We start from the raw sequence: 26,086 nt of genomic DNA, 5'->3' as shown, positions 1-26,086 counted from the left end.
CCTAACAAAGTTTATTATTTATTATTTACTACTTTTGAGAATGCTTTTACAGCTCCAAAAACATATTGACCAAAACCTATCTTTTTTAAAAGGTAAAAACCTACTACTCGCCACTAGTGGTGGGGTAGATAGTATGGTAATGGTACACCTATTTAAAGAATTACAATATACTATTACCATTGCACATTGTAATTTTAACCTTAGAGGCGAGGAGAGTGATAATGACGAGAATTTTATTAGGCAATACGCTCAGGATAACAATATCCCTGTTTATGTAACTCGTTTTAATACAGAACGTTTTGCTTCCGATAATAAACTATCAATTCAAGTAGCTGCTAGGCAATTGCGTTACGCATGGTTTCACGAATTATTGCAAGAAAACAAGCTAGATTATATACTTACAGCACATCATTTAGATGATACCATCGAAACTTTTTTAATTAATTTAACCCGTGGTACAGGTATTGAAGGATTTACAGGTATACCTGAGCAAAATGGTAAAATAGTACGTCCGTTACTTCCTTTCTCCAGAGCAGCAATTGTAGCGTATGCCAAAGCAAATACTATTACTTGGCGTGAAGATAGTAGTAACGCGTCAGACAAATACCTTAGGAATAAGCTACGACACGATGTAATACCAACCCTACGGCTATTAAATCCATCCTTTTCCGATTCGTTTCAAGCTACCCTAAATCATCTGCAGCAAGTAAAATCGTTAGCCGAAGATGCCTCGGTACTCATTTATAAAGAAGTTGTAACTGAAGGGGAGGGGCAAAAGATTATTAACATTACCTCGTTACTCCGATTGCCTAATTACAGAGCCTATTTGTACCAATGGTTACAACCCTTTGGTTTTACAGCTTGGGACGATATTTATGCACTGCCAACAGCACAATCGGGCAAGCAGGTTTTTACAGCAGGTTACAGGTTGCTTAAGGATAGAGAAACAGTATTGCTTGAACCAATTAAAAATGAGGATACTCAAGTATATGAAATTACATCAGAACAGGATAAAATTGATTATCCTGTAAAACTAATATTGCAAAATATAAAGGAATATACTACAGTATCAGATAAAAACCAGATATTTATTGATAGTAAATTAATAAAATTTCCTTTATTTGTGAGGAAATGGCAAGAGGGGGACTATTTTTATCCTTTTGGCATGGATGGACAGCGGAAAAAAGTATCGAAATTTTTTAAAGACGAAAAAATGTCTTTATCCGAAAAAGAAAATACTTGGCTTTTATGTTCAGAAAACAATATTATATGGATTATCGGCAGGCGCGCCGATGATAGGTATAAGGTAACCGGAAAAACAACAACAATTTTAAAAATCGCGCAAGTACAATCATGAAAAAACTATCGTATGTAATGCTTACGCTGTTTGCGTTTATAACAGCTAATGCCCAAATATTAGAGCCCGTAAAATGGAACTCTAAAGTTGAAAAAATATCAGATACAGAATATGTACTAACATTTAACGCCGAGATAGAAGAAGACTGGCATTTATACTCTCAGTTTACAGCCGACGGTGGAGGATTACCCCTAGAAGTTACTTTTAATAACAATGAAGGCAATTATAAACCTGTAGGCAAAGCAGAAGAGAGCGAAACGCATACAGCATTTAACGATGTTTTTAAAGTAGATGAAACTTTTTTTGAACGAGAAGCAGAAATTAAACAAACCATAGCAGTTACAAATCCAGACGTTACTGTGGCTCAGGTTGAGTTATTTTATCAGGTTTGTAAAGAGGTGTGCCTGCAAGGCGATAAATTATTTGAATTAAATTTAAAAACACTAACCTCCAAGGAAGTACAGAGTTTTGAAGAAACTACTACTGCTACTGAAAGCAATAATAATAGTGATGATGGCAAAAGCAGTGTAGCCAAGCCTGAAAAAGAGAAAGAAGAGCAAAAAGGTTTAATAGCCATATTTTTTATTGCTTTTTTCTCGGGTTTTGCAGCATTGCTTACCCCTTGTGTATTCCCTATGATACCTATGACGGTTAGTTTTTTTACCAAGCAGAGTAAAACCAAAGCTGCTGGAATAAGAAACGCTATATTTTATGGTATATCCATTATAGTAATATACGTGATATTAGGTTCGTTAGTTACCTTAGTTTTTGGTGCCGATTCATTAAATGCACTTTCTACTAACGTAATATTTAACTTGGTATTTTTCGTGTTGCTAATTGTTTTTGCAACCTCTTTTTTGGGAGGGTTCGAAATTATGTTGCCTAACTCGTGGGCAAATAAAGTGGATAGACAAGCTGATAGAGGTGGTTTTATAGGTATTCTGTTTATGGCATTAGCACTAGCCATAGTTTCTTTCTCTTGTACAGGTCCCATTGTAGGTACATTACTTGTACAGGCAGCCTCTAAAGGAGGGATAGCACCAATAGTAGGGATGTTAGGCTTCTCTACCGCTATAGCACTACCATTTATGTTATTTGCAATGTTTCCAGGGTGGCTTAACAGCTTGCCAAAATCGGGAGGATGGCTTAATACTGTGAAGGTATTCTTAGGCTTCTTAGAGTTAGCTTTTGCATTTAAATTCTTATCGAATGCCGATTTAGTGTTACAAACACACTTATTAGAAAGAGAAGTATTTTTAGCTATTTGGATAGCTGTTTTTGGAATGCTAGCACTATATCTTTTCGGAAAAATTAGATTACCACATGATAGTCCGCTAACTTCAATATCTGTGGGTAGATTATACATGGGACTATTTGTACTTACATTTACAATATATCTTATACCTGGGTTATGGGGAGCACCGTTAAAACTTATTAGTGGTTTCCCGCCACCAGCTAGCTATAGCGAGTCACCATTTGGGTTTGGTGGTGCCACCGTAATGAGCAATAATCAAGATTTACCCGAAGGCGCAAAAATTGGTCCGCATAACATTATATCTTTTGAGGATTACGATGAGGGCTTAGCGTATGCTAAGGAGGTTGACAAGCCTGTATTGATAGATTTTACAGGGTATGCCTGCGTAAACTGCCGTAAAATGGAAGACTACGTATGGTCTGACGAGAGAATACTATCCATACTCAAAAATGACGTTGTATTGATTTCTTTATATGTTGATTATAAAAAAGAATTACCTGAGGATGAACAATATACATCTGAAACCACAGGTAAGAGAATTAAAACCATTGGTAACAAATGGAGCGATTTCCAGATAACCAGATACAAGGCAAATGCACAACCGTATTATGTGTTGATTAATTTGGATGAGGAAAACTTAAATGATCCTGTTGGCTATACACCAGATATTGAAGAATACGAAGCTTGGCTAAAAGAAGGAATAAGTAATTATTAATATGAAAACTAAAAAGCCTTATCATAATGATAAGGCTTTTTCTAGTAGATATAGAAAATAATCTATATTTTTTTAATTAAATACCTCGCTGCTGTTTGCACAGGATCCCACACAGGAGAAAAAGGTGGCGCGTACGATAAATCGAGGTCAATAATATTCTGTAATGTTAACTTAGTAGTTAAGGCAGTAGCCAGTACATCAATACGTTTTGCAGCACCTTCTTTTCCAATAATTTGCCCACCTAATAAGCGTCCTGTTTTCTTTTCAGCTAATAGCTTTACTGTAATATCCTCTGCATCGGGGTAATACCCTGCACGTGTTTTACTCTTAATAGTTCCAGTAACATATTCTATGTTTAGCTTTTTTAATTCTTTTTCGGTTAGTCCCGTACGAGCTACCTCATAATCACATATTTTGGTTACTGCTGTACCTACCACACCAGGAAACGTTATGGGTTCGTTAGCTAGGTTGCTTCCCGCAACAAGTCCCGTTTTATTGGCAATGGTACCCAACGCAATGTGCTTGTAGTTTTGGCTAACAATATCAAAAGTTGCTGTACAATCGCCTGCTGCCCAAACATTAGCAACATTGGTTTGCATTTTGTTATTTACTTTTATTGCGTTTTTAGTACCCAATTCAATACCTGAATTTTCTAAAAAAACAGTATTGGGTAATGTACCCATACCCAGTATTACCATATCGGTACTTATGGTTCTTTTATCCGATTTTACAGCTACTACTTGGTTACTACTAATTTCAAATTCTTTTAAATCTTCTTTTAAATGTAATGTAATCCCTAACTCAATTATAGCTTCGGCTATTTTTTCTGCCATGTCTGGATCTAAAGTACCCATCACTTGCTCTGAGCGATCGATTATAGTCACTTCGAGCCCTCTTATTATAAGTGCTTCCGCCATTTCTAAACCAATATAACCTGCACCTACTATAACAGCTTTTTTAGGATTTTTATCCTCAATATAACGTTCCGTTTTTTCGCCACTTTTTAATGTAGATATACCAAATACGTTTTTAGCGTTTTTCCCCTCTATGTCTGGGCAAATGGCTTTGCCTCCTGTAGCAATAAGTAAATCGTCGTAATTTTGCCAAAACGTAGTATCATTTCCTTTATTAAGTACTTTTATCTTTTTATCTACCGTATTTACTGCTACTACTTCGCACTGCGTACGTACATCTATATCATAATTATCTCTAAACTGCTTTGGTGTGCGTGCAATAAGTTCTTCCATATCAGGCACCATACCCGATATAAAATAGGGTATGCCACAAGCGGAGTAGGAGGTATACTCTGATTTTTCGAAAACTACAATTTCTCGTTCAGGTTGTACGCGCCTTACTTTTGATGCTGCCGACATGCCTGCTGCATCGCCTCCTATTACTACAAGTTTATTTCCCATAATTATTGTTATATTTTAGCAAAAAGCAGTCTAAACAAAAAATAACCTTAAAGGCTATTTAGTCGTATTAAAGTTAGGTAGTAAAATTTTAATAACATAAAAAATAAGGCATAGTTTTATAATAGAAACTATGCCTTATAAACTTAATTAACTTAAAACACATTATTATTTTATCTTGTTACACTTCCTTCAGGTAACGATGCAAGATTTTGTCCGAATGGGTGAGTAGCTGGAGCAGTTTCTTCACCTGCTATACCTACTAAAGGTTTCATTGCAAATGGAGCAGGAGAATCGTCAGGGACAGGTTCTACTGATATTACCACGTTACGATTACGAATGTCTAATGGAAATGTTTCGCCTGCTGGAGCGTTAATAAAGAAGTCTTCTCCAGGAATTGGCGGTCCAGGCTGTTGTGTTTCGCTAAATAGCGAACTACTATCTACAGCACTAAAACTTGTAAATGTACCTGTGCTTAATGGTCCAGAGTCGCCAACTACCCAACCTTCGTACGCCCAGCCTTCTGGTAGCGTAGGTAGGTTAAAGTTAGCTGTTGGGGGCATTCCAGGAGTACCAAACCATACACCATACTGGTCGTTTCCGTTATTCATTCCCATTTCATCGGTAGGGGTTCTTAAAAAGAACATTCCTGATGCACTAGTAAAATCGCCAACGACACCTGTATTTACAGTAGCTGTGTTTCCGGCAAAGTCGCCTGCCATCACTTTAGTGTCCGATGGAGCAGGGTCTGTATCGTTGGCGGGCTCTATAGATAGTACAAATGCCGTAGCATTGCTTAATTGTGTAGCATTTACTCGCATTGTTTGTGGGAATGTAATACTTGTAAGTACACCCGTAGATACTGGATTACCGTCTACAATAATCCATCCTTCGTAGGTAAAACCATTACCTAGTGGCTCTAATCCGTTAAGATCCAATCTTAAATCAGCTAATTCTTCTTGTGGTGTTCCACTGTCGTCGTCGCTGCTGCAGGATACAGCTAAAACGCCTACTGCAAGCGCAGCGAGTGTCATTTTCTTAATCATCATAGTTTTTCTTTTTTTGTAAAATTATATTCCAAATGTATTCTATGATGATACTATTAAATGTTAGCTACCTAACATAAAGTGTTTTTGTGTAAATTTTTAAGAATATTTTAAGATTTTTTCTTTAAAATTCGTAACTCTTTACGGTTAAAATCTATTATTTTTTCCTCTTTTAGCTCATTCATTAATATATTAAGGGTAGGGCGAGAGGTACCAATAAGCGATGCCATATCTTTTTGCGTATACGGGTGCCTTATTATAGTATCGCCTGTAGTTGCAGATTCACTACCATAATCTACAGCCAATTCAGATAAAAACTCCATGAGTCTGGTTTTTGTATCTTTAAATAAAAGCAATTGCAGCCTACGCTCTAATTTTTTAAATCTAAAACCTATAAACTTATATATATTTAAGCTGAAAGATTGATTGTTTTGCATTAACTTGAGCATGGTATCAGCATTTATAGGGCATATAGAAGTTTCATTGTCTATAGATTGTGCAAATTCATCACGCTTTAGCCCCCCAAGTATAGCCGTTTCGCCAAAAAGTTCACCGCGCGTTAGTATTGCTTTTACAATCTCGTCGCCCTCTTCACTATAGTATCCTATTTTTACTTTCCCCTTTTCAATTAAATATACTTTTGATGCAGAATCGTCTTCAAAATAAATATAGTCACGCTTTTTATAACTATCAAAATCATGATTTTTTTTATATGTTTCTAGTTTATGCGGACAAAGTATATTAAACAGGTTTACATCTTCGAAAAACCAAAGTGATTTCATTCCAATTTTATTTTAGTACTCAGTGTTGTATTATAAATACAATATACAATAATCATTCAAAATTTTTGGGTTGTTATAAGTTAAATACAGCCTATAATGACTCTTCTGCCTGAGCATTAATACTACCATAATTATTTTGTAATAAATAATAATTATTAATTATCAGATTAAATATTGCTTGAATTAATAATTATTTAACAAGTACTCGTTCTCGTGTAATTATATTTTTTATAAGTTTGTTTAACTAGCTAGTAAAAATTACAAATAATTACATTTAATCCATTTAAATTATGATAAATCTACTTATCTCCAAAATTGTAGCATTCTTGTTACCGTTAGTATTCTTAACAAATAGCACTATTATTACTCCAACCTCGTTAGCACCCTCGATTGAATCATCATTAAACATTACTAATTATCAAGATAGTTATACCTATAATGCAGAGGCTCATTATGTTAATACATTGAAAGATGGATGCGATACGATGATGATTAGCATATATTCTACCAATAACAATACAGGGCAAAGAAAACTCGTACATTGGGCAGTGGTTAAAGTGGGTATTGGTTGTGGCGATGAAACAGGACAAGTAGTTATAAGCAATACTTATTTCGGAACAAAGTCTTTGCCCGATTATTTGGTTGAAGATAAAAAGCCTGATGGTAAGCCCATTATTCCCTTTTTGAAAGAACACCCAGAGGTTTATAAGGAATACGTTTTACAGAGGGAAAAATTACAACGTTAACATTAATCAACTAATAATATACTCAAAAATACCGTATTAATTATGAAAAAAAGTTCATTATATACAACAATCCAAAAATTAATTTTTATTCCATTTCTGTTTATTCTAGTTTTAAGCATTCTATCTTGCTCTAAAGATGATGTTGCAACTAATAATGAAGGTACTGCAAAAGTAACTGATACTTCCAATAGAGAATTTATTATAAAATCTACAGAGCCAGTATTGGCTGGTACTCCTGACGTGCAGGTTGATATGATAAGCTGGGATAATAATTGTTACAAATACAGAATAATAATAACGCTTACAGGTAAAGATGGACAGCAAAGCATCGGTTTTTCCGCAATTATGCAAACAGGTTCAGGTTGTGAAAACGAAGGTTTAGTTACTCAAAGCTACGAGGGCGATTATAAAGGCGATTTTATTATTAAGGATGAGCTCCCTACAGGAAAACCTGTAAGAACTTATTTTGATAATAATCCATCTGCTTACCAAGATTACGCAATCGAAAGAGATAAAGTAATCGCTAACATTAGATAGTTTTAAGTAAATCAGTTTGAAAAAGGTAGCTATATAGCTACCTTTTTTGTTGTTAATAGTATAACAGTTGTATAAATAATTTTCAGTACTTTCGATTTTATAAAAATTACTACATGCTTATAAAAGTTTTTGGAAGTGCTGTTTTTGGTGTTGAGGCTACAACAATTACTGTAGAAGTTAATATTGATAAAGGCATTGGTTATCATTTGGTTGGATTACCCGATAATGCCGTTAAAGAAAGTAGTTACCGTATTGCAGCTGCTTTAAAGAACAACGGTTACAACCTACCGGGAAAAAAGATTACGATTAACATGGCACCTGCTGACCTCCGTAAAGAAGGCTCTGCTTACGATTTAACTTTGGCCATAGGTATATTGGCTGCTAGCAGCCAGATTAATGCAGATGAAGTTGGTAAATACATTATTATGGGCGAGTTATCGTTAGATGGTAGTTTGCAACCCATAAAAGGGGTATTACCTATTGCCATAAAAGCAAAAGAAGAAGGATTTAAAGGCTTTTTTCTACCAAAACAAAACGTAAAAGAAGCTGCTATAGTAGCAGGATTAGATGTTTATGGTGTAGATAATGTAACAGAAGTTATTAATTTTTTTGATGGTAAAACTACCATTGTACCTACTACAATAAATACAAGAGAGGAGTTTTATAAAACGCTCGACTTTCCTGAATACGACTTTAGCGATGTAAAAGGACAAGAAAGTATAAAACGCTGTATGGAAATAGCTGCTGCTGGCGGACACAATATAATACTTATAGGACCACCCGGTGCAGGTAAAACAATGCTAGCCAAACGTTTGCCTAGCATATTACCACCCATGACGTTACGGGAAGCATTAGAGACAACAAAAATACACAGTGTAGCAGGTAAGCTTAAAAATGTGGGATTGATGAATCAGCGTCCGTTTCGTAGCCCACACCATACCATTAGTAATGTAGCACTTGTAGGTGGAGGTAGTTATCCACAACCTGGAGAAATATCTATGGCGCATAATGGTGTACTATTTTTAGATGAATTGCCTGAGTTTAAGCGTGAGGTACTCGAAGTTATGCGGCAACCGTTAGAAGATAGAGAAGTAACCATAAGCCGCGCTAAGTTTACTATAACCTACCCGTCGTCGTTTATGTTGGTAGCAAGTATGAACCCGAGCCCAGGAGGTTATTTTAACGATCCTGATGCTCCTGTTAGTTCCTCGCCACACGAAATGCAGCGCTACCTAAGTAAGATATCAGGACCATTATTAGACAGAATTGATATCCATATCGAAGTTACGCCTGTGCCTTTTGATAAACTTAGCGATAGCCAAAAAGCCGAAAGTAGTGTTGCTATCCGTAAACGTGTTACCAAAGCACGCGAAATACAAACAGCACGTTTTGAAACCTCTCAAAATGTGCACTACAATGCACAAATGAGTACAAAGCAGTTACGAGAGTTTTGTAAACTAAATACACCTTCGTTACAATTACTAAAAACGGCTATGGAACGATTAAACCTATCGGCGCGTGCTTATGATAGAATATTAAAAGTAAGCCGTACTATTGCTGATTTAGAGGGGTCTGATACTATTGCTTCGCATCATATATCAGAAGCGATACAATACCGTAGTTTGGATAGAGAAGGGTGGCTAGGTTAATTAATTATATTTTCTATTAGTGTGTGTGCTGCTATTATATTAGCAGTAATACTTCTAATGATTTTTTTAGGGTGTCAATTTTTCTTAAAATATATTCTTTAATTAGTCTATCGTCATTATTATCATCTGCAATCTCATTTAAAAACATATTCCAAATTTTTATTTTTTCCTTGACATTATCAACAGCTTCCGCTTTATAGTTTTTCGGGCTCATTATTGTATTGTTTGTAATTTAGAATTGGACTACAAATATATTAAAAACGGTTAAATTTGACTGGATAAAAACGTTACTACTTTTTTATTGTTGGAATGATATATTTGGGTATGACAAGAAAAAAAGAAATTCCCGAAATTGTTGTCCAAGTTGGAAAACGTATAAGAGAAGTAATACACGAAAAAGGATTGAAGGTTAGGCATGTAGCTGCCGATGCTGATTTGGATATTGAAGCATTAAGAAGGTATATTGCTGGTAAGCAAGTTATGGGTATAGACAAGCTAGTTAGAATTGCCAATGCACTAGGTGTTCAGGTAGGGGAGCTATTTAAGGTATAGCAGATAGTAACATATAAAAACAATAAAATGTTTAAAAAAGAACTTGAAGAATTATTTAATACAATGCCACAATTGGTAAAGGATAAGCTAAAACCTGTACTTGATAATATTTTAGAAAGGGCAGGAGAGGTTGATGAATATGGTAGCGAAGATCCTGAATATTATGAGGAGGAAAGAGAGCTTATTATGAAAGATGTGCATAAAGTAAAGTACCTAAACGACCAATGGCGCATTATTGCACAAAGAGACGCTTAAACTGTAATATAAAATACAAATAACAACCTGTTAAAGTGACTCAAACGTATTGCCTTGGTTAATATCGCCAGTTGTAAACCCCTTTTTAAACCAGTACATACGTTGTTCTGAAGTTCCGTGTGTAAAACTATCAGGCACTACATGCCCTTGCGTTCTTTTTTGTATAGCATCATCGCCTACCGCATGTGCGGCACTTAATGCTTCGGCTATATCACCATCTTCCAGTATGTTATTCATTTCATGGTTATAATGTGCCCATAATCCTGCGTAAAAGTCTGCTTGTAATTCTTGAGCTACCGAAAGCTCATTAGCTCTTGTTTTGTTGGTTTGGCTTTGTAATTGTCGTACTTTTTTAGAAGTACCCAATAACGTTTGTACATGGTGCCCCACCTCGTGGGCTATTACATATGCAATTGCAAAATCACCACCCTTAGCACCAAACCGAGATTGTAGTTCATCAAAAAATGATAAGTCCATATACACTTTTTTATCAAGTGGACAATAAAACGGTCCTGATGCAGACGAAGCACCGCCACAGGCAGTTTGTACGCCATCCCGAAACAGCACCAGCACGGGCTCTTCGTACGTCATACCTTGTTCAGCAAAAATTCTGCTCCATACATCTTCTGTATCAGCAACTACGGTACGTACAAAAGCTCCCATCTCTTTATCGTGCTCAGTAAGCTCGATAGGTTCAACTTGTTGCGAACTCTGTTGTAACTGATTGCCTATATCATTTAATATAGTACTACTATCACCGCCACCCATAAAAACGGTTATTAGCGCAATAATAATACCTACAACACCTCCTCCTGCAACAATTTTTTTACCCGAAAAGCCTCTTCTGTCTTCTACGTTTTTACTTTGTCTTCTACCTCTCCATTTCATTTTATAGTGTTTTTTATTTTTATGAAATTAGAAAAATATAGCATAGGTTGTAGTCACTTTATAATCATTTTAGCATTTAAATAAAAAGCAGCCTTTTGCCGACTCTTTGTTTCAGTAATTAAAAATTAGAAACTAGTACGGAAACCAAAGTAAGCATCTGCTTGGTTGGTATCGCCAATTGCTGCAGATAGTATTGAACCCGAGCCTATAAAGAAACCGCCCAGCCTAAAACCGATTCCTGCCGTGAAGCCCGAAACTTCATTATTAGCAATAGGAGCAAAGGCCTCAAAATATTTTGTGGAGAAACGTGGTGTTATGCTTAAAATATTTTGTACCGCAATTTGGTCGTTATCGTTATCTTCATTCATTCTTTGCTGTAGGTAAGCAGTTGCGTACCAGTTATCGTAAATATTTACATCGGCATAGGTAGATAGTACAGCGGGTAACTTTACTTTAAAATCGCTACCTGCTTGTTCCATAGTTAAAAAACCACTAGTTAATAATATGTTTTCAACGTCTTGTATGCTTTTTGCACCTTCAAATTGGTTAAGGTTTAACGATTGATTTCCTTGTATGCTCAGTTCATAGTTGGTAGACTCATTGTTATCGTCTTTAAACGTCATACTTCCCAAGTTGCGTATCGCTAAACCTGCATTAATTCTATATTTTGTAGAGTCTATAGCTTTCCATTGATAATTTATTCCAATATCAGTAGAAAAACCATTGAGTCCGCCTGCAAAAAACTCAGTAAAATTATTGCTATCAGAGAAATCACCTGCTAGAGAACCTGAATATGCAAAGTTAACCGAAGCACTTGCGCCAGTAAGTGTTACATTTCCAGCATTGTTTTCTATGGTACCTTCAAATTTACTCACTCCCATATTGGCATAAGTACCAGGAAATAATAGTTTAAATGTTGCACCAGCACTAATACGATGTTCCTCACTATCGTAAACTTCTCGTGCAATAGAAAGTCCTATTTCACCCCACGATGTCCCCGAAGCTCTCTGGTTTTCACCAGATAGTACTTCGTAAACTTCGCTAATATTATCTATACCACCATTAGTTACTGCATTACCGAGTGTGGTATTAACATCTACGAATGATACTCGTATTTTTGCTGACGATGTTATGCCAAAAGCCCATTTATCAACTTTATAACCAAAAGCAGGACCCAATATTTCAATATCTCCACGAAAATTAAGTGGTTCGCTACCTGCAAAAAGCATTTCTTCAAAATTATCATTACCGCCCACCAAGTCGCCAAACGTCATTTTGTTATTGGCCACGTTAGCACTAAAGTTAAAAACGTTTACTTCGTATTTACTTTCCATGTTAACAAGTTCGGCAGGGTTTAGTTTTGCATTTAAAAGCCCCACTCTTCGTGAGGTGCTAATACCCGAAAAATGCTCTTGAGCAAAAGTAGCTGTACTCAGAATAGAAAATGCTAATAGTACTATTTTTCTCATACTTCTATTTGTAAATAATTATTGAATATTGGTAATAGGGATTAGTGTAAATGTAATAAAAATTAATAATTGTACTAACAAAATTACTAATTGTAACTATAATACTGCTGCAAATTTAGATTATAGCTGATGATACTGAAATACCTATTATTGTGTATTTATATACTATTCCATATAACATCGTCGGGTAGGGGTGCGCTAATGGTAAGCTCTTTTTTAGTAACGGGGTGTATAAAGGTTAATTTACGCGCATGTAAATGAATACCGCCATCGGGGTTGCTTCTGTCAAAACCATATTTTAAATCGCCCTTAATAGGAGAGCCTATAGCCGATAATTGTGCCCTAATTTGATGATGCCTGCCCGTATGCAGGTTAACAGATAGTATGGTGTAATTATTAAGTTCTTTTAGCGTAGTATAATCGAGACTCGCTTTTTTACTGTTAGGTACTTCTTTTGCATGTGCTTTTGAAGTATTGTTTTTAGGGTTGCGTACTAAATAATGCAAAAGTACATCATTATCCTTAGCGGGTTTGTTTTTAACGGCTGCCCAGTATGTTTTTTGCGTTTCTCTGTTTTTAAAAAGATCATTAAGCCGAGTAAGTGCCTTAGATGTGCGAGCAAAAACTACAATACCAGTAGTGGGTCTGTCCAGCCTATGTACCACCCCCAAATAAACAGCTCCAGGCTTATTGTATTTCTCCTTAATATACTCTTTAATTACATCGCTAAGTGGTTTGTCGCCTGTTTTATCGCCCTGTACAATATCGCCTACACGTTTGTTTACAGCAATAATATGGTTATCCTCGTAAAGTACCTGTAGGTTATTTTTATTCGATACAACTTTCATAGATATTCTTACTCCAAAAATCTATTAATATTGTTCGGCTTCGTTCGGGAAATCTTCCGATTTAACGTCGGTAACATATTGTGATATCGCTGTAGTCATACCCTCAAACAAATTCATGTATCGACGTAAAAAACGAGGGTTAAATTCGTTATTCATGCCTAGCATATCGTGTATTACAAGTACCTGGCCATCTACGCCGCTACCAGCACCAATACCAATAACAGGAATAGAAATACTCTCTGATACTCTTTTTGCCAATGCTGCAGGGATTTTCTCTAATACTATCGCAAAACAGCCGATTCTTTCTAACATCTTAGCGTCGTCAATCAGTTTTTGAGCTTCAGCTTCTTCTTTGGCTCTTACTGTATAAGTACCAAATTTATAAATGGATTGTGGCGTTAACCCCAAATGCCCCATAACAGGTATACCTGCATTAAGTATTTTTTTAATAGAGTCTTTTATTTCGCTACCACCCTCCATTTTAACAGCGTGTCCGCCACTCTCCTTCATTATACGTATAGAAGAGCGTAGTGCCTCTTTAGGGTCCGATTGGTAACTACCAAAAGGAAGGTCTACTACTACCAATGCACGCAATGTAGCTCGTACTACAGATGATGCGTGATATATCATTTGGTCGAGTGTAATAGGTAACGTAGTTTCGTGTCCTGCCATTACGTTAGAGGCAGAATCGCCTACTAATATTACATCAACTCCAGCAGTATCTACTATTTTTGCCATAGTATAATCGTATGCGGTAAGCATCGATATTTTTTCGGCGTTCAGTTTCATTTCCGTTAACGACCTTGTAGTAACTCTTTTGTAATCCTTTTTAGCAGTAGACATGACTATTATTTTAGAGCTGTAAAAGTACTAAATTGTAAGAATATTAAATGGCGTACACTTATATTATTAACCCCTTGTGTAACACCTGTAGGTTTACAGCTACTAATAGCATGATATTAAAACCCTTAAGAGTAATGAAAAAGATAGCATTAGTATTTATTTGCTGTATTACATTGGTATTAAACGCCCAAGAAGATAAGGCTATAGAAAGAGATATAAAAGCGACTATTACTACTTTTTTTGAAGGTTTGCATACTGCTGATACGTTAAAAATACAATTGGTTTGTAGTGACGATATTATAATCCAGTCTGTAATTAAACCGCAGGGAGAAAATCAGTTTAAACGAATTGTTACATCTAAAGAAATGTTTTACGAATTGATAAACGCGATACCCAAAGATGCTGAGATTGAAGAACGCCTATTGGACTACAAGATACAGGTAGATGGAGGTATGGCACATGTATGGACTCCGTATGAATTTTATATGCGAAACGAACTTGTACATACAGGTGTAAACTCATTCCAGTTATTTAAAAGCAATAAGGGCTGGAAAATAATTTATTTACTGGATACTCGGCATAAAATAGAGTTGCAGTAATCTAAGTTTTTAACAGTCAGCTATATTAACAGCTACGGCAAGCCCACCTTCGGATGTTTCTTTGTACTTGTTGTTCATATCTCTAGCCGTTTCCCACATTGTATTTATAACCTTATCTAAAGGTACTTTTACATTTTTAGGATCGGTTTCCAAAGCCAATTCGGCAGCGTTAATTGCCTTAATAGCCCCCATTGTGTTACGCTCTATACAAGGTATTTGTACTAGCCCTGCAATTGGGTCGCAAGTAAGCCCTAAATGATGCTCCATTGCAATTTCGGCTGCTATTAGTGCCTGTTCTGGTGTACCACCCATAACCTCGCAAAGTGCTGCTGCTGCCATAGCTGAAGAAACGCCGATTTCTGCTTGGCATCCGCCCATAGCTGCCGATATGGTTGCACCTTTTTTAAAGATGCTGCCTATTACACCTGCAACCATTAAAAATTGTTTAATATGTTTTTCGTCGGCTTCATGGTTTTCTATAACCATATAGTACATTAATACAGCAGGTATAACACCTGCACTACCATTAGTAGGTGCAGTAACTACGCGCCCTAAAGCGGCATTAACCTCGTTTACCGAAAGGGCAAAACACGATACCCATTTTAGTATTTGCCTAAACTTTACCTCAGTTTTGCGTATTACCTGTAGCCATTCTTGTGGCGAGTTGTAAGGTAAATCGCCAATCATTTTTTGGTGCATATCATAAGCACGTCTGCGTACATTTAATCCTCCAGGAAGTATCCCTTCGGTATGGCAACCTGTATACATACATTCCAACATGGTATTCCATACCCGTAGTAACTCGTTGTGTATTTCATCTTCACTTCGAAGCGATTTCTCGTTTTCGTAAACAACTTCCGATATGTTTTTATCTAACGATTTGGTGTACTCTAATAATTCGGCTGCTTTATCTAAAGGGTAGGGGAACGACTCTTTTAAAATTTCATTCTCTTTAGCATTAGTGCGCTCTTCCTTAACTACAAAACCACCACCTATGGAGTAGAATGTGGATGCATATGCAGTACTATCGGTATAGACTGTAAATGTAAACCCGTTAGCATGAAAAGGAAGAAAATCTTTATTGAAAATAATATCATTTTCTGGGCAAAAATCAATCTCTTTTTCGTTACCGAGTATTAACTTTTTAGTGTTAGTAATTGTTGCAATAGTGGCTTCTATGTTTTCTACAGGTACATATTCAGGGTCGGCACCACATAAACCTAACATTACAGCCAAGTCGGTGGCATGTCCCTTGCCTGTAAGCGATAGCGAACCATATAAATCTACTTTTATGCGATTAACGTCATTAAAAATGTCTTTTTCACGAAGCTCGTTTAGCAAACGTTCAGCACCGCGCCAAGGACCTAAAGTATGCGAACTAGAGGGACCCACACCAATTTTAAGCATATCGAAAACAGAGATACATTCGTTCATAACAATACTACCTATTTTTACAAAATTACTTTAAATACAGTTTGCAAATGTAAAGAAATTGCTATTACTATAACGTTTTAGTTGGGAATTTGTTTATACGTATATATTTGTAAAAAGGAAAGCCTCCCGAAAAGGAGGCTCAATATATTTACTAAAACAAAGTTATTAGTTAACTATGATTTTTTGGGTAGCGGTATGCTCACCCGATGTCATTCTTAAAATATAAAAACCTTGCGCTAAATTTTCTAACGTGTAGGTGTCGTTTGCAGCTTCGGGCTTTTGTATGTACTGTATTAACTGACCGTTTAGGTTAATAAGCTGTATCTCTTCAAGCTCTGTTTCGCTGTAAATGGTAATTTCCTGATTGCTTGTTGGGTTGGGGTATACTGATAGTTGTGCGCTAAAGAAATCAGCTGTAGTTGCAGTTGTCCATCTATCTTGTGCTACAGGACCACCCCAAATTTGTGTAGCAAGGTATGGGTTATCTATAAATGGGTTACGGTTACCTTGCCCATACGTATTACTAGCGTTTCCTAAATAAGTGTTTCTGGTATCTTCGTATTCTGTTACAGGGTCTTCTGCATTCCATTGTAATAATAAAAGAGGCATATTAGGGTCACTAGCTATAGTTCCGCCCATAACTGCACTAGTGGGTAGGCATTGGGTATCGTAACGTAAGTACATGTACATTAATATTCTGGCTACATCGCCTTTCCATTCGTCACCAGGGTACCAGCCACTACCTGAATCGCCTGAGTTACCCGAGCCTGATGTAAATAGCTTGTTGCTTCGTTGTCCGTTACGGTCAACATCACAGGCACGTAAATGGTGTGCATCTGCACCAGCACCTACCTGACCTAAATCGGGGTTTCCTAACGATTGTGGAAAAACATGCTCTCTATTCCACTCACAACTTGGGCTTCCGCCGTTGCTATCTCTATCTCGTCTTCTGTGTTGGCTGTCTGTAGATGGCGACGAAGGGCATACATTATCGGTATAGCCATATAATAGTAACACATAATTTGCAAAATCAGGATCACGGTCTACAATCTTTAACGCATTCCATACTTCTGGCGTATACGATAGTTCGTTTACGTGTGTGGTGGTTATTTTATTGGCGAGTGCACTTCTTAATGCGGTACCTGTTTGTTCGAAATTGAAACCGTCGTAGTACGGTGATGCAGGACTACCATCTTGTGCAAAAGCAGCTACAGATAGTATTGCTAATGCAATAGTATAAAGTTTATTCATTTAAAAAAAATTGGGTAGCAAACGTAGTGTATTATTACAAAGTGCTAGCGTTTTTAACATTATAAATATAGTGCTATTATTTTTTACGTTCGAGTAATGCCATATAGAAGCCATCAAAACCTGACTCTGAGGCTAGTATTTTATGGTCTTTGTTTAGTGCAAACTGCTTTCCTGTTTCGGTATTTAAAAAGCGTTCTATCTGTTCCTGATTTTCCGATGGCAATACCGAACATGTTGCATACACCAATTTACCCCCTGGTTTTACAATTTTAGAATAACTATCTAAAACTTCAGCCTGTGTTTTCCTGATGTTGTCTATAAATTCAGGTTGTAGTTTCCACTTACTATCGGGGTTACGCTTTAAAACGCCAAGCCCGCTACAAGGTGCATCAATTAACACTCTATCCGCCTTTTCGTGAAGCCTTTTAATTACTTTAGAACTATCGATAATACGGTATTCAATATTAAAAGCACTATTCCGTTTAGCACGAATTTTTAATTGCTTTAGCTTACTTTCGTACAAGTCCATAGCAATAAGTTGCCCTTTATTTTCCATTAACGATGCCATGTGGAGTGTTTTACCACCAGCACCTGCGCAAGTATCTACCACGCGCATGCCTGGAGCTACATCCAGAAAACGAGCTACTAATTGCGACGATGCATCTTGTACTTCAAATAACCCTTCTTTAAAAGCGTCAGTCATAAATACATTAGAGCGTTCTTTTAATACCAGCGCGTCGGGATATTCGTTAGGCATTTCGGTAGCAACACCCAAATCCATAAGTATAGCACGCAGCTTTTCTCGTGTTGTTTTTAAGGTATTTACCCTAAGTATTACTTTAGCCTGCTCATTTTGCGATGCAAGTTCTTTTTCCCATTTTTCTTTGCCAAGTTCTTTTAAACCAAGCTCATCCATCCAATCGGGTATCGACTCTCTGTATTTTCTAATTCTGGACAGTTCGTCAAAACGACCTTTAATACGGCGTACGGGTGTTTCTTCAAAATATTTCCAGTCGGGTAGGTTATACCCACGCAGTACAGCCCATACCGCAAAAATGCGCCATAGGTTATCACGGTTATACGGTTCTTTAACTTCGGCTATCTCAGCATAAAGGCGTTTCCAGCGTACAATTTCATAAATTGTTTCCGCTACAAACTTTCTGTCGGCACTTCCCCAGCGTTTGTCTTTTTTTAGTGCACGCGCTACCACTTTATCGGCATACTCACCATCGTTAAATATAAAACCTAACGAATCGATAACCGTAAATACTAAATTTCTGTGTAATCTCATTATAAAAAATTGAGGTGCAAAGGTATTGAATTTTATGCAGATAAAACACGGTACTACCCATTGCCGTAACGCCTTAAAAATGCCGATGGTGTTTCGTTAGCTTTCTTTTTAAATAAGCGAGAAAAATAGGCGTAATCTTCATAGCCTAAGGCATATGCAATTTCGTTAAAGTTTTTTTGCTGCAGTACTAATTCCTTTTTGGCCTCTAATAAAACGCGCTCTAATATTACATCGGTTACGGTTTTGCCAATTACAGCTTGTGCAATACGATTTAAATGTTTTGGACTTATATTGAGCATTTGGGCGTAGGCAGAAGGCGATTTTTCCGTTTTGTAATGTTCTTCTACCAGTTGCTCCAATTGCCTGAACTTAACGTAATAGGTGTTTTTATTTTTACCGTCTACAGGGTTTAATTTCAGATAGATGCGTGTACTTTCAATATACACCAAATTGATAAGGCTTATTATTTTCTGTTTTTTTAACGATTCGTCAATTTCATTCTCTTCATAAATCTGAATAAATAATTTTTCAATGGTTACTAGCTCATTGCCCGTAATATACAAACAGGGTAAATTGTGCATGCTGTAAAAAAATGGAAACTGATTTATAGTGTTTTGCGTGTATTGTAAATCGTAAAAGCTTTGTGTGTGTAAAAAAACGTAGCCTGCTACATCGTCGGATAGCTCCCAATGGTGTGTTTGCCCAGGGTTTAAAAAAAATAAACTCCCTGGTGTAACATTGTAAGTACTAAAATCTACCTCGTGTATACCGCTACCGTGTGTAAATAGTATGGCAACATAAAAATTGTGGGAGTGGGGCAGGTAAATATCTTTATGGCTGGTAACAAGGTGGTCTTGCATGGTATTGGTGTAAAAGCCTGCTAAGTTACTTTGTCGTATAAATTGCCCTATATTAAGTACTGCTACTTTTTTCATTACTTTGGTTTATGTCCTAAAAGTACAAATTTATGCGCATATAAGTCATTGCCTCGCAGTTACTGTGCTACGTACCTTTGTAGAAAATTTTAGGTATGTCACAATTTATAGATATTATAAGCGAGAAATGCCCCGTATGTGGTAAGGGGCATGTGTTTGAGAAGAAAGGGAATCCGCTATTATTTAGAATGCCAAAAATGCGAAAAGAATGTAAGGTATGCGCTCATAAATTTGAAAAAGAACCAGGTTTTTTTTATGGTGCTATGTACGTAAGTTATGGTATTACTATACTAGAAATGGCTCCTATATTTTTACTATCACGCTTATTTGTAGATAGCTACGAAGCAACTATAGCTATAATTGCAATAGCAGCATTTTTGTTGAGTACATTTAATTTTAGATTATCTCGGATGATATGGATATATATGTTTGATGGTAATAAACGGCAAGTTCATAATTAATTGTAAAGATTTTTTATATCAGTTCCCCAAATTTTAAAATCTGATTCGTTGTAGGAGTATACTACAATGGGTCGGGTTTTTACTTTTATATATCCTATATTAGTGCTCGAAAAAAGCACAATTATGGCAAAATATATAGTATTACTATTGATATCAATTTTTGTTTCGTGTAAGCAGGAACAAAAAGTACCGCAACCATCTTTTAAAACTGTAAGTGTTGATACCTTATTGCACGATAAAATTAGTATTCGCGCCCTTACTGTGGCTGATAATACAGTATGGTATTCGGGCAGTGGGGGTAAATATGGTTTTGTAACCCTTAACAGTAAAGAAAATTATAGCAATACAATAGTTAACGATACTTTACCAACCGAGTTTAGAGCTATTGCCCATACAACTAGCAGTGTATTTATACTAAACGTAGGTACACCTGCCAGTTTATACAAAATTGATAAGAAAAGTAAAACAATAAAACAGGTATATACCGAAACAGGAGAAAAGGTGTTTTACGATAGTATGGAGTTTTATAACGATATGGATGGTATTGCTATGGGCGACCCAACTTCTGATTGTTTATCGGTTATTATTACGAATGATGGAGGCGAAACATGGACAAAAATTTCTTGCGATGTTTTGCCAAAAACTGCCGATGGTGAAGCTGCTTTTGCTGCTAGCGATACTAATGTAATTGTAAAAGAAGGGAATATTTGGATAGTATCTGGCGGTAAAAAATCGAGAGTTTTTCATTCTACCGATAAAGGAAAAACTTGGGAAGTGTATAATACGCCAATAGAGCAGGGTAGTGCAATGGCAGGTATTTTTTCGGCTGATTTTTACGATGATACAATTGGTTTCGCCGTAGGTGGTAATTACGAAAAACAGGATAAAAACTTGGGCAATAAAATACTAACCACAGATGGTGGTAAAAGCTGGCAATTGGTAGGAGAGGGTGTAGGTTTTGGCTATGCCTCTTGTGTACAATTTGTACCCAATAGCGAGGGTAACGAGTTGGTAACTGCAGGACCTTCGGGAGTTTATTATTCGTACGATAGAGGGAATACTTGGAAAAAAATACACGATGACACTTTATTGCACACATTGCGTTTTGTAGATAATACTACCATTATAGCTGCTGGGCAAAACAAAATAATACGTTTGCAATTAGAGTAATATGGTAATAATAGTATTAACTTAGTATTATTTATTTATAATAACACATACAATTTGAAAAACCTTATTGATAATATTAAATTCTGGATACGTAAAAAATATACCAAAATAGTAAACAGTATTGCTTTTTACCCTGCTTTTATAGCGTTTACTTTTTTAATTGTATCGTTGTTACTAATACGGTTTGATTTTTCTGAAACAGGAGCAGCATTAAAAGACGAATTTTCTTGGCTCACAATAAAAGATGCCGCCACAGCACGTAATATTATTGCTGTAATAGCAGGAGGAATACTCTCGTTAACCGTTTTTAGTTTTTCCATGGTAATGATAGTGCTTAATCAGGCAGCATCGCAAATGTCAAATAGAGTCCTCAATAAACTCATCGGGAATCGTTTTCAACAAGTTGTACTTGGCAATTATATTGGTACTATAATGTTTGCATTATTCTTACTCAGTACCATTCGCGATATTGATTCGGGCATACAAATACCATCAATAAGTACTTATACACTTATATTAACTGCTATTATAGATATATTCCTGTTCATTTACTTTTTACACTATATAACCCAATCCGTAAAATACGAGGTTATTATTCAGCGTATTTATAAAGTTACTAATAGTGCTATGCGCGAGATGTGCCAAGAAGAGTTAAAATTAGATACTAAACCCAAAGAAAATTTTAATTACGAAATCCTTACACCAAAAGCTAGCGTTTATGAAGGGATAGATGTAAAGGAGCTACTAAAACTATGTTGCGAAGAAAATTGTGTTGTGCAACTTCAGTATGGTCCAGGTACATTTTTGTTGAAAGATGTACTCATAATTCGGGTCAATAAACAGTTAAGTGAAGAAACGATAAAAAAGATACAACATGCGTTATTACTAAATACTGACGAAACCATAACAAATAATTTTTTATACGGATTTAGGCAGCTTACCGAAGTTGCCATAAAAGCATTAAGCCCTGGTATAAACGACCCTGGAACAGCATCGTTAGCACTACGGGTACTTTTTCAGTTGTATGCGTATCGTGTTTGCCATTATCCTGATGATGTTATTGAAGACGAGGATAAAAAGCCAAGAATATATATAGAAAATCTTGATTTTGAAACTATCTTTAAAGCAAGTTTACTGCCTATTTGGGATTACGGTAAAAACGACAGGATAATACAACACGAAATTAAAAGCTTAATTGATAATTTTCTATCATTACATCCAAATGAAGTTATGCAGCATTTTATGAAAAGTGTTGATGAAGAAATTGAAAATATAAACAAAAAAAATTAACCAATATCCAAATCAAAGGCTTTACGTAATAACTCTATAGCAGGGTTTATGGCTTTTAAGCGTTCGTATTTTTCCTGAGGGGTAAATGCATGTTTTTTGCTAATTTTTTCGTTTACGTGTGTTTCTATAACAATGTCGTGGTTGTGCAGTTTACCGCGTAAGTAACCCAATAAATCTAGTTTGTTATTATCAAAATCTACCTTAGAGCCTTCGTTGGGCAACTCCAATTGTATGGTAAAACCATCTTTAGCCAAAACAGGGTCGTTAATTTGCATATAGGTAGCCATAATTTTTTTACCACTATCGCTAAGGCGTTGTGCAAATTTATTCCACATTAAAAGCATATCCGTTTCTGTAAAAGCCTCTGTAGGTAGGTCGTCCTTATTGTTACTTATAGCTTTTTGGCTTTCTGCTAACTCACGCTTCTTTTTAATGCTAGATAGCGAAAACGCAGAAACTTTTGGCTTATTATCGCTTTCTGTTTTAGGGAGTTCACTAGGCTTTTGTACTACTTTGGGTTCCTCAATTTTTTGTTGTGGTGCGGTATTATCAGGCTCAGCAGTACGAGGCTTAGTTGTAGCATTTGTTGGTTGACTGATAACAGTACCAGCAGTTGCAGCATTTTTAAAATAATCGGGAGGAATTATAAATGATTCAGCTTTTTTTTTTCTCCATCAAAAGTGATAGAGGCGAGCTGCATGAGGCAAAGTTCAACGAGTAATCGCTGATTTTGGCTATTTTTATATTTCAAATCGCAATCGTTAGCAATGGTAATACCTTCTAACAAAAATTCCTGACTTGCGTTTTGTGCTTGTGAACCATATAGCTGCTGTGCTACTTCGCCAACCTCTAGTAAAACGAGTGTTGCAGGATTTTTACAAACTAACAAATCACGGAAGTGGGAGGCAAGCCCTGCTATAAAATGATGTGCATCAAAACCTTTTGCCAGTATATCATTAAATGATAATAATAACTCAGGGATGTTATTTTGTAGTAGTAAATCGGTTACTTTAATATAGTATTCGTAATCTAATACATTAAGGTTCTCAGTAACCGCTTGGCGCGTTAAGTTGGTACCGCAATAGCTAACTACTCTATCAAATATAGATAGCGCATCGCGCATGGCACCATCTGCTTTTTGCGCTATAATATGCAAAGCATCGTCCTCAAACGTAATACCTTGGCTTTTGGCTACTTCTGCCAAATGCTCTTTAGCATCTTTTACGGTTATTCGCTTAAAATCGAATATTTGGCAGCGCGATAATATGGTGGGGATTATTTTATGCTTCTCTGTGGTAGCCAGTATAAATATAGCATGCTTTGGTGGCTCTTCTAATGTTTTTAAAAAAGCATTAAAGGCGGCTTGCGAGAGCATGTGCACTTCATCTATAATATATACTTTATACTTACCTGTTTGGGGTGGTATGCGTACTTGATCGATAAGATTACGAATATCGTCTACCGAGTTGTTGGATGCTGCATCTAGCTCAAACACATTAAACGTAAAATCTTCGTTAGGGTCGTCGTACCCCTCTTGGTTTATTTTACGTGCTAAAATACGTGCACAAGTAGTTTTACCTACGCCACGAGGTCCTGTAAAGAGTAGGGCTTGTGCTAAATGATTGTTTTCTATAGCGTTTAACAAGGTATTGGTAATAGCTTGCTGCCCCACAACATCTTTAAAGGTTTGTGGGCGGTATTTACGAGCTGATACAATAAATTGTTCCATAGGGCTTAGTGAGTAACAAATATAATAATTGCGAGTGCAATGGCAATGTATTTGTATTTGTAAATGTGTAAAACTTATTAACGGTAATTGTGGTTGTTTAATAATCAGGCAACTACTTCGGCTATGTTTTCTTCGGTTAATAGTTTAAGGAGTGCTTTTTCATCTGCATCAAAATCGTCGTCGTTTTTCCTGTCGGGTTTATAATTCCAAATAGAACCTTTTTCGTACGATGCTATAACGGTAGGGTGTACGTAGTATTTTTTGCATACAGTACGGGTATTGCCTAATTTTTCTGCAACGCTATCTAAAACCTTTACTACTTTCTTTTTGCATTCGGTATCATTACAATACTCACCAATATCTAAAAAAGAACATAGGGCGTTAATACTACCTGCCCAAGCCCTAAAATCTTTAGCGGTAAAATCTTCGCCTGTAATCTCTTTAATGTAGTTGTTTACATCGGTAGAGCCGATACTCTGGTGTTTATTGTTATCATCGTAGTATTGAAAGAGTTCGTAACCTGGCACATCTTTACAACGTTTTACCAAGTTGGCAAGTCTACGGCTCTGTAGTTTTATTTTGTGTTTAACGCCTTTTTTGCCTTTAAATTCAAATTTTACGGTATTGCCTTTAAATTTTACGTGTTTATCTCTAAGTGTGGTAAGCCCAAACGAACCGTATAGTTTTTTATACGCCTCGTTGCCAATACGTATGTTAGTGAGTTCCATTAGTTTTACCACAAGTGCTACTACTTTTTCGTAAGGTAATCCTTGTCGCCTAAGGTCTTTTTCTACTTGTGCCCTAATATCGGGTAGGGCAAGCGCAAAACGCCTAAGACGATAAAATTTGGATTGATTTCGGATTTTAGTCCATTCAGGGTGGTAGCGGTATTGTTTACGCCCTTTGGCATCAATACCCGTAACTTGCAAATGCCCGTTAGAGTACGGTGATATCCAAACGTCCTCCCATGCTGGCGGTATTACGAGTTTTTCTATCCGTTTGCGTATTTTTTTATCTTTAACCGTATTCCCCTCGTGGTCTTTATAGGTAAAACCTTTGCCTTTTCGTTGCCTAGTATAGCCCTCGTCAGATTGTAGGGCATAACGCAAACCAGCAACTTTGGCAGTAATTTCAGGGTCGTTGCCTATTTTTTCGAGCTTTTTTTGTAATCCACTCATTTGTGGTAATATATTATTTTATCGGTTAGCTAAAGTCATATTATGCAACATTGTAGCAGCACTGTTCTCGGTATAGGCACCATGGCTTGCAACAAATACGCCTTTTTCGCCCTCTTCCGACTGTATTCCATACACTGTAGCCTCATCAGCAGGGTCGGTTTCACCCTCATAACGGTATACTTCTTCTATTGTAAACTGTTCGCAGTTTTTAGCAACATGGTCTTCTCGTAAATTAAAATCAGTAGTATATCCTTTTTTAGTCAATTCGGCTAACGCTTTAGATACTGTTGCGTAATGATACATCCGTTTGTCCATAATAGTGCTTTTTAATTATATTGATTTTATACGAATAAAATTACGCTTTTAACATTTTGCCTGCTGCCAACGAAATGTT

General features: G+C 36.4%; 27 protein-coding genes. 11 read left to right on the top strand and 16 right to left on the bottom strand.

Translation table 11 applies throughout. The features are described 5' to 3' along the window. Positions 1-40: 40 nt before the first annotated feature. Positions 41-1,357: a tRNA lysidine(34) synthetase TilS gene (tilS, locus tag K1I41_RS10365; protein WP_220640278.1), complete on the top strand. Its 1,317-nt coding sequence runs from the start codon at positions 41-43 to the stop codon at positions 1,355-1,357. Beyond that, positions 1,354-3,327: a protein-disulfide reductase DsbD family protein gene (locus K1I41_RS10360; protein ID WP_220640277.1), complete on the top strand. Its 1,974-nt coding sequence runs from the start codon at positions 1,354-1,356 to the stop codon at positions 3,325-3,327. Before tilS ends, K1I41_RS10360 begins: the two co-directional genes overlap by 4 nt. 62 nt (positions 3,328-3,389) lie before the next feature. Here K1I41_RS10360 and K1I41_RS10355 read toward each other — a convergent pair whose 3' ends face one another. From K1I41_RS10355 to K1I41_RS10345, 3 genes are all read right to left on the bottom strand, one after another. After that, positions 3,390-4,742 (bottom strand): CoA-disulfide reductase, encoded by a 1,353-nt coding sequence (locus K1I41_RS10355; RefSeq protein WP_255566919.1) that lies wholly within the window; start codon positions 4,740-4,742, stop codon positions 3,390-3,392. A 170-nt stretch (positions 4,743-4,912) separates the two neighbouring features. Continuing rightward, positions 4,913-5,788 (bottom strand): anti-sigma factor, encoded by an 876-nt coding sequence (locus tag K1I41_RS10350; RefSeq protein ID WP_309508845.1) that lies wholly within the window; start codon positions 5,786-5,788, stop codon positions 4,913-4,915. 107 nt (positions 5,789-5,895) lie between these two features. After that, the gene (locus K1I41_RS10345; protein ID WP_220640276.1) at positions 5,896-6,567 is read right to left on the bottom strand and encodes a Crp/Fnr family transcriptional regulator; all 672 of its coding nucleotides are present in this window, start codon (positions 6,565-6,567) and stop codon (positions 5,896-5,898) included. Between the two features lie 290 nt (positions 6,568-6,857). On the opposite strand from K1I41_RS10345, the gene K1I41_RS10340 reads away from it, so the two are divergent. From K1I41_RS10340 to K1I41_RS10330, 3 genes are all read left to right on the top strand, one after another. Beyond that, complete coding sequence (locus tag K1I41_RS10340) at positions 6,858-7,313, top strand: hypothetical protein (RefSeq protein WP_220640275.1); 456 nt, start codon at positions 6,858-6,860, stop codon at positions 7,311-7,313. 42 nt (positions 7,314-7,355) lie between these two features. After that, a complete protein-coding gene (locus K1I41_RS10335; RefSeq protein ID WP_220640274.1) occupies positions 7,356-7,850 on the top strand; it encodes a hypothetical protein in 495 nt (164 codons plus the stop codon). Positions 7,851-7,963: 113 nt separating this feature from the next. Beyond that, on the top strand, positions 7,964-9,499 hold the full coding sequence (locus K1I41_RS10330; RefSeq protein ID WP_220640273.1) for a YifB family Mg chelatase-like AAA ATPase: 1,536 nt from the start codon (positions 7,964-7,966) through the stop codon (positions 9,497-9,499). Positions 9,500-9,533: 34 nt separating this feature from the next. On the opposite strand, the gene K1I41_RS10325 is transcribed toward K1I41_RS10330, so the two are convergent. After that, a complete protein-coding gene (locus K1I41_RS10325) occupies positions 9,534-9,713 on the bottom strand; it encodes a hypothetical protein (RefSeq protein ID WP_220640272.1) in 180 nt (59 codons plus the stop codon). 110 nt (positions 9,714-9,823) lie between these two features. On the opposite strand from K1I41_RS10325, the gene K1I41_RS10320 reads away from it, so the two are divergent. Then, positions 9,824-10,051, top strand: a complete 228-nt coding sequence (locus K1I41_RS10320; protein WP_220640271.1) for a helix-turn-helix domain-containing protein — start codon at positions 9,824-9,826, stop codon at positions 10,049-10,051. 27 nt (positions 10,052-10,078) lie between these two features. Further along, entirely contained in the window at positions 10,079-10,306 is a 228-nt protein-coding gene (locus K1I41_RS10315; RefSeq protein WP_220640270.1) for a hypothetical protein, read from the top strand. 30 nt (positions 10,307-10,336) lie between these two features. Here the strand turns inward: K1I41_RS10315 and ypfJ are convergent, their stop codons facing one another. The 4 genes from ypfJ to panB form a co-directional block, all read right to left on the bottom strand. Next, positions 10,337-11,194 (bottom strand): KPN_02809 family neutral zinc metallopeptidase, encoded by an 858-nt coding sequence (gene ypfJ, locus K1I41_RS10310; protein WP_220640269.1) that lies wholly within the window; start codon positions 11,192-11,194, stop codon positions 10,337-10,339. Positions 11,195-11,319: 125 nt separating this feature from the next. Beyond that, the gene (locus K1I41_RS10305) at positions 11,320-12,663 is read right to left on the bottom strand and encodes a hypothetical protein (RefSeq protein WP_220640268.1); all 1,344 of its coding nucleotides are present in this window, start codon (positions 12,661-12,663) and stop codon (positions 11,320-11,322) included. Between the two features lie 158 nt (positions 12,664-12,821). Further along, on the bottom strand, positions 12,822-13,511 hold the full coding sequence (locus K1I41_RS10300) for an RluA family pseudouridine synthase (RefSeq protein WP_220640267.1): 690 nt from the start codon (positions 13,509-13,511) through the stop codon (positions 12,822-12,824). A gap of 24 nt (positions 13,512-13,535) precedes the next feature. Then, on the bottom strand, positions 13,536-14,354 hold the full coding sequence (panB, locus tag K1I41_RS10295) for a 3-methyl-2-oxobutanoate hydroxymethyltransferase (RefSeq protein ID WP_220640266.1): 819 nt from the start codon (positions 14,352-14,354) through the stop codon (positions 13,536-13,538). A gap of 134 nt (positions 14,355-14,488) precedes the next feature. On the opposite strand from panB, the gene K1I41_RS10290 reads away from it, so the two are divergent. Further along, entirely contained in the window at positions 14,489-14,953 is a 465-nt protein-coding gene (locus K1I41_RS10290; RefSeq protein WP_255566918.1) for a nuclear transport factor 2 family protein, read from the top strand. 9 nt (positions 14,954-14,962) lie between these two features. Here the strand turns inward: K1I41_RS10290 and K1I41_RS10285 are convergent, their stop codons facing one another. The 4 genes from K1I41_RS10285 to K1I41_RS10270 form a co-directional block, all read right to left on the bottom strand. Beyond that, on the bottom strand, positions 14,963-16,387 hold the full coding sequence (locus tag K1I41_RS10285) for an L-serine ammonia-lyase (protein WP_220640265.1): 1,425 nt from the start codon (positions 16,385-16,387) through the stop codon (positions 14,963-14,965). Between the two features lie 165 nt (positions 16,388-16,552). Then, positions 16,553-17,638 (bottom strand): endonuclease, encoded by a 1,086-nt coding sequence (locus K1I41_RS10280; RefSeq protein WP_220640264.1) that lies wholly within the window; start codon positions 17,636-17,638, stop codon positions 16,553-16,555. 76 nt (positions 17,639-17,714) lie between these two features. Next, the gene (locus K1I41_RS10275; RefSeq protein ID WP_220640263.1) at positions 17,715-18,929 is read right to left on the bottom strand and encodes an RsmB/NOP family class I SAM-dependent RNA methyltransferase; all 1,215 of its coding nucleotides are present in this window, start codon (positions 18,927-18,929) and stop codon (positions 17,715-17,717) included. Between the two features lie 53 nt (positions 18,930-18,982). Next, entirely contained in the window at positions 18,983-19,864 is an 882-nt protein-coding gene (locus tag K1I41_RS10270; protein ID WP_220640262.1) for a helix-turn-helix domain-containing protein, read from the bottom strand. 95 nt (positions 19,865-19,959) lie between these two features. On the opposite strand from K1I41_RS10270, the gene K1I41_RS10265 reads away from it, so the two are divergent. From K1I41_RS10265 to K1I41_RS10255, 3 genes are all read left to right on the top strand, one after another. Next, on the top strand, positions 19,960-20,325 hold the full coding sequence (locus K1I41_RS10265) for a DUF983 domain-containing protein (protein ID WP_220640261.1): 366 nt from the start codon (positions 19,960-19,962) through the stop codon (positions 20,323-20,325). Positions 20,326-20,448: 123 nt separating this feature from the next. Beyond that, positions 20,449-21,495 carry a WD40/YVTN/BNR-like repeat-containing protein gene (locus tag K1I41_RS10260; RefSeq protein WP_220640260.1) on the top strand — a complete coding sequence of 349 codons (1,047 nt, stop codon included), beginning with the start codon at positions 20,449-20,451 and terminating at the stop codon, positions 21,493-21,495. A 54-nt stretch (positions 21,496-21,549) separates the two neighbouring features. Beyond that, positions 21,550-22,785 (top strand): DUF2254 domain-containing protein, encoded by a 1,236-nt coding sequence (locus tag K1I41_RS10255; RefSeq protein WP_220640259.1) that lies wholly within the window; start codon positions 21,550-21,552, stop codon positions 22,783-22,785. Here K1I41_RS10255 and K1I41_RS10250 read toward each other — a convergent pair. From K1I41_RS10250 to K1I41_RS10235, 4 genes are all read right to left on the bottom strand, one after another. Beyond that, entirely contained in the window at positions 22,782-23,129 is a 348-nt protein-coding gene (locus K1I41_RS10250) for a DUF8439 domain-containing protein (protein ID WP_255566917.1), read from the bottom strand. The two genes, K1I41_RS10255 and K1I41_RS10250, sit on opposite strands and share 4 nt — an antisense overlap. Before the next feature lie 299 nt (positions 23,130-23,428). Continuing rightward, a complete protein-coding gene (gene dnaX / locus K1I41_RS10245) occupies positions 23,429-24,514 on the bottom strand; it encodes a DNA polymerase III subunit gamma/tau (RefSeq protein ID WP_220640258.1) in 1,086 nt (361 codons plus the stop codon). A 104-nt stretch (positions 24,515-24,618) separates the two neighbouring features. Next, positions 24,619-25,692 (bottom strand): DNA topoisomerase IB, encoded by a 1,074-nt coding sequence (locus K1I41_RS10240; protein ID WP_220640257.1) that lies wholly within the window; start codon positions 25,690-25,692, stop codon positions 24,619-24,621. A gap of 18 nt (positions 25,693-25,710) precedes the next feature. Next, the gene (locus K1I41_RS10235) at positions 25,711-26,007 is read right to left on the bottom strand and encodes a hypothetical protein (RefSeq protein ID WP_220640256.1); all 297 of its coding nucleotides are present in this window, start codon (positions 26,005-26,007) and stop codon (positions 25,711-25,713) included. Positions 26,008-26,086 lie beyond the last annotated feature (79 nt).

The sequence above is a fragment of the Flavobacterium litorale genome, from assembly GCF_019613795.1.
GTDB classification, from domain to species: Bacteria; Bacteroidota; Bacteroidia; order Flavobacteriales; family Flavobacteriaceae; genus Flavobacterium; species Flavobacterium litorale.
This window is presented reverse-complemented; position numbering and strand designations above follow the sequence as displayed.

Coding starts and splice junctions, on each gene's coding strand:
- tilS (WP_220640278.1), top strand. CDS start 41: ATGCTTTTACAGCTCCAAAAACATATTGACCAAAACCTATCTTTTTTA.
- K1I41_RS10360 (WP_220640277.1), top strand. CDS start 1,354: ATGAAAAAACTATCGTATGTAATGCTTACGCTGTTTGCGTTTATAACA.
- K1I41_RS10355 (WP_255566919.1), bottom strand. CDS start 4,742: ATGGGAAATAAACTTGTAGTAATAGGAGGCGATGCAGCAGGCATGTCG.
- K1I41_RS10350 (WP_309508845.1), bottom strand. CDS start 5,788: ATGATGATTAAGAAAATGACACTCGCTGCGCTTGCAGTAGGCGTTTTA.
- K1I41_RS10345 (WP_220640276.1), bottom strand. CDS start 6,567: ATGAAATCACTTTGGTTTTTCGAAGATGTAAACCTGTTTAATATACTT.
- K1I41_RS10340 (WP_220640275.1), top strand. CDS start 6,858: ATGATAAATCTACTTATCTCCAAAATTGTAGCATTCTTGTTACCGTTA.
- K1I41_RS10335 (WP_220640274.1), top strand. CDS start 7,356: ATGAAAAAAAGTTCATTATATACAACAATCCAAAAATTAATTTTTATT.
- K1I41_RS10330 (WP_220640273.1), top strand. CDS start 7,964: ATGCTTATAAAAGTTTTTGGAAGTGCTGTTTTTGGTGTTGAGGCTACA.
- K1I41_RS10325 (WP_220640272.1), bottom strand. CDS start 9,713: ATGAGCCCGAAAAACTATAAAGCGGAAGCTGTTGATAATGTCAAGGAA.
- K1I41_RS10320 (WP_220640271.1), top strand. CDS start 9,824: ATGACAAGAAAAAAAGAAATTCCCGAAATTGTTGTCCAAGTTGGAAAA.
- K1I41_RS10315 (WP_220640270.1), top strand. CDS start 10,079: ATGTTTAAAAAAGAACTTGAAGAATTATTTAATACAATGCCACAATTG.
- ypfJ (WP_220640269.1), bottom strand. CDS start 11,194: ATGAAATGGAGAGGTAGAAGACAAAGTAAAAACGTAGAAGACAGAAGA.
- K1I41_RS10305 (WP_220640268.1), bottom strand. CDS start 12,663: ATGAGAAAAATAGTACTATTAGCATTTTCTATTCTGAGTACAGCTACT.
- K1I41_RS10300 (WP_220640267.1), bottom strand. CDS start 13,511: ATGAAAGTTGTATCGAATAAAAATAACCTACAGGTACTTTACGAGGAT.
- panB (WP_220640266.1), bottom strand. CDS start 14,354: ATGTCTACTGCTAAAAAGGATTACAAAAGAGTTACTACAAGGTCGTTA.
- K1I41_RS10290 (WP_255566918.1), top strand. CDS start 14,489: ATGAAAAAGATAGCATTAGTATTTATTTGCTGTATTACATTGGTATTA.
- K1I41_RS10285 (WP_220640265.1), bottom strand. CDS start 16,387: ATGAACGAATGTATCTCTGTTTTCGATATGCTTAAAATTGGTGTGGGT.
- K1I41_RS10280 (WP_220640264.1), bottom strand. CDS start 17,638: ATGAATAAACTTTATACTATTGCATTAGCAATACTATCTGTAGCTGCT.
- K1I41_RS10275 (WP_220640263.1), bottom strand. CDS start 18,929: ATGAGATTACACAGAAATTTAGTATTTACGGTTATCGATTCGTTAGGT.
- K1I41_RS10270 (WP_220640262.1), bottom strand. CDS start 19,864: ATGAAAAAAGTAGCAGTACTTAATATAGGGCAATTTATACGACAAAGT.
- K1I41_RS10265 (WP_220640261.1), top strand. CDS start 19,960: ATGTCACAATTTATAGATATTATAAGCGAGAAATGCCCCGTATGTGGT.
- K1I41_RS10260 (WP_220640260.1), top strand. CDS start 20,449: ATGGCAAAATATATAGTATTACTATTGATATCAATTTTTGTTTCGTGT.
- K1I41_RS10250 (WP_255566917.1), bottom strand. CDS start 23,129: ATGCTTTTAATGTGGAATAAATTTGCACAACGCCTTAGCGATAGTGGT.
- dnaX (WP_220640258.1), bottom strand. CDS start 24,514: ATGGAACAATTTATTGTATCAGCTCGTAAATACCGCCCACAAACCTTT.
- K1I41_RS10240 (WP_220640257.1), bottom strand. CDS start 25,692: ATGAGTGGATTACAAAAAAAGCTCGAAAAAATAGGCAACGACCCTGAA.
- K1I41_RS10235 (WP_220640256.1), bottom strand. CDS start 26,007: ATGGACAAACGGATGTATCATTACGCAACAGTATCTAAAGCGTTAGCC.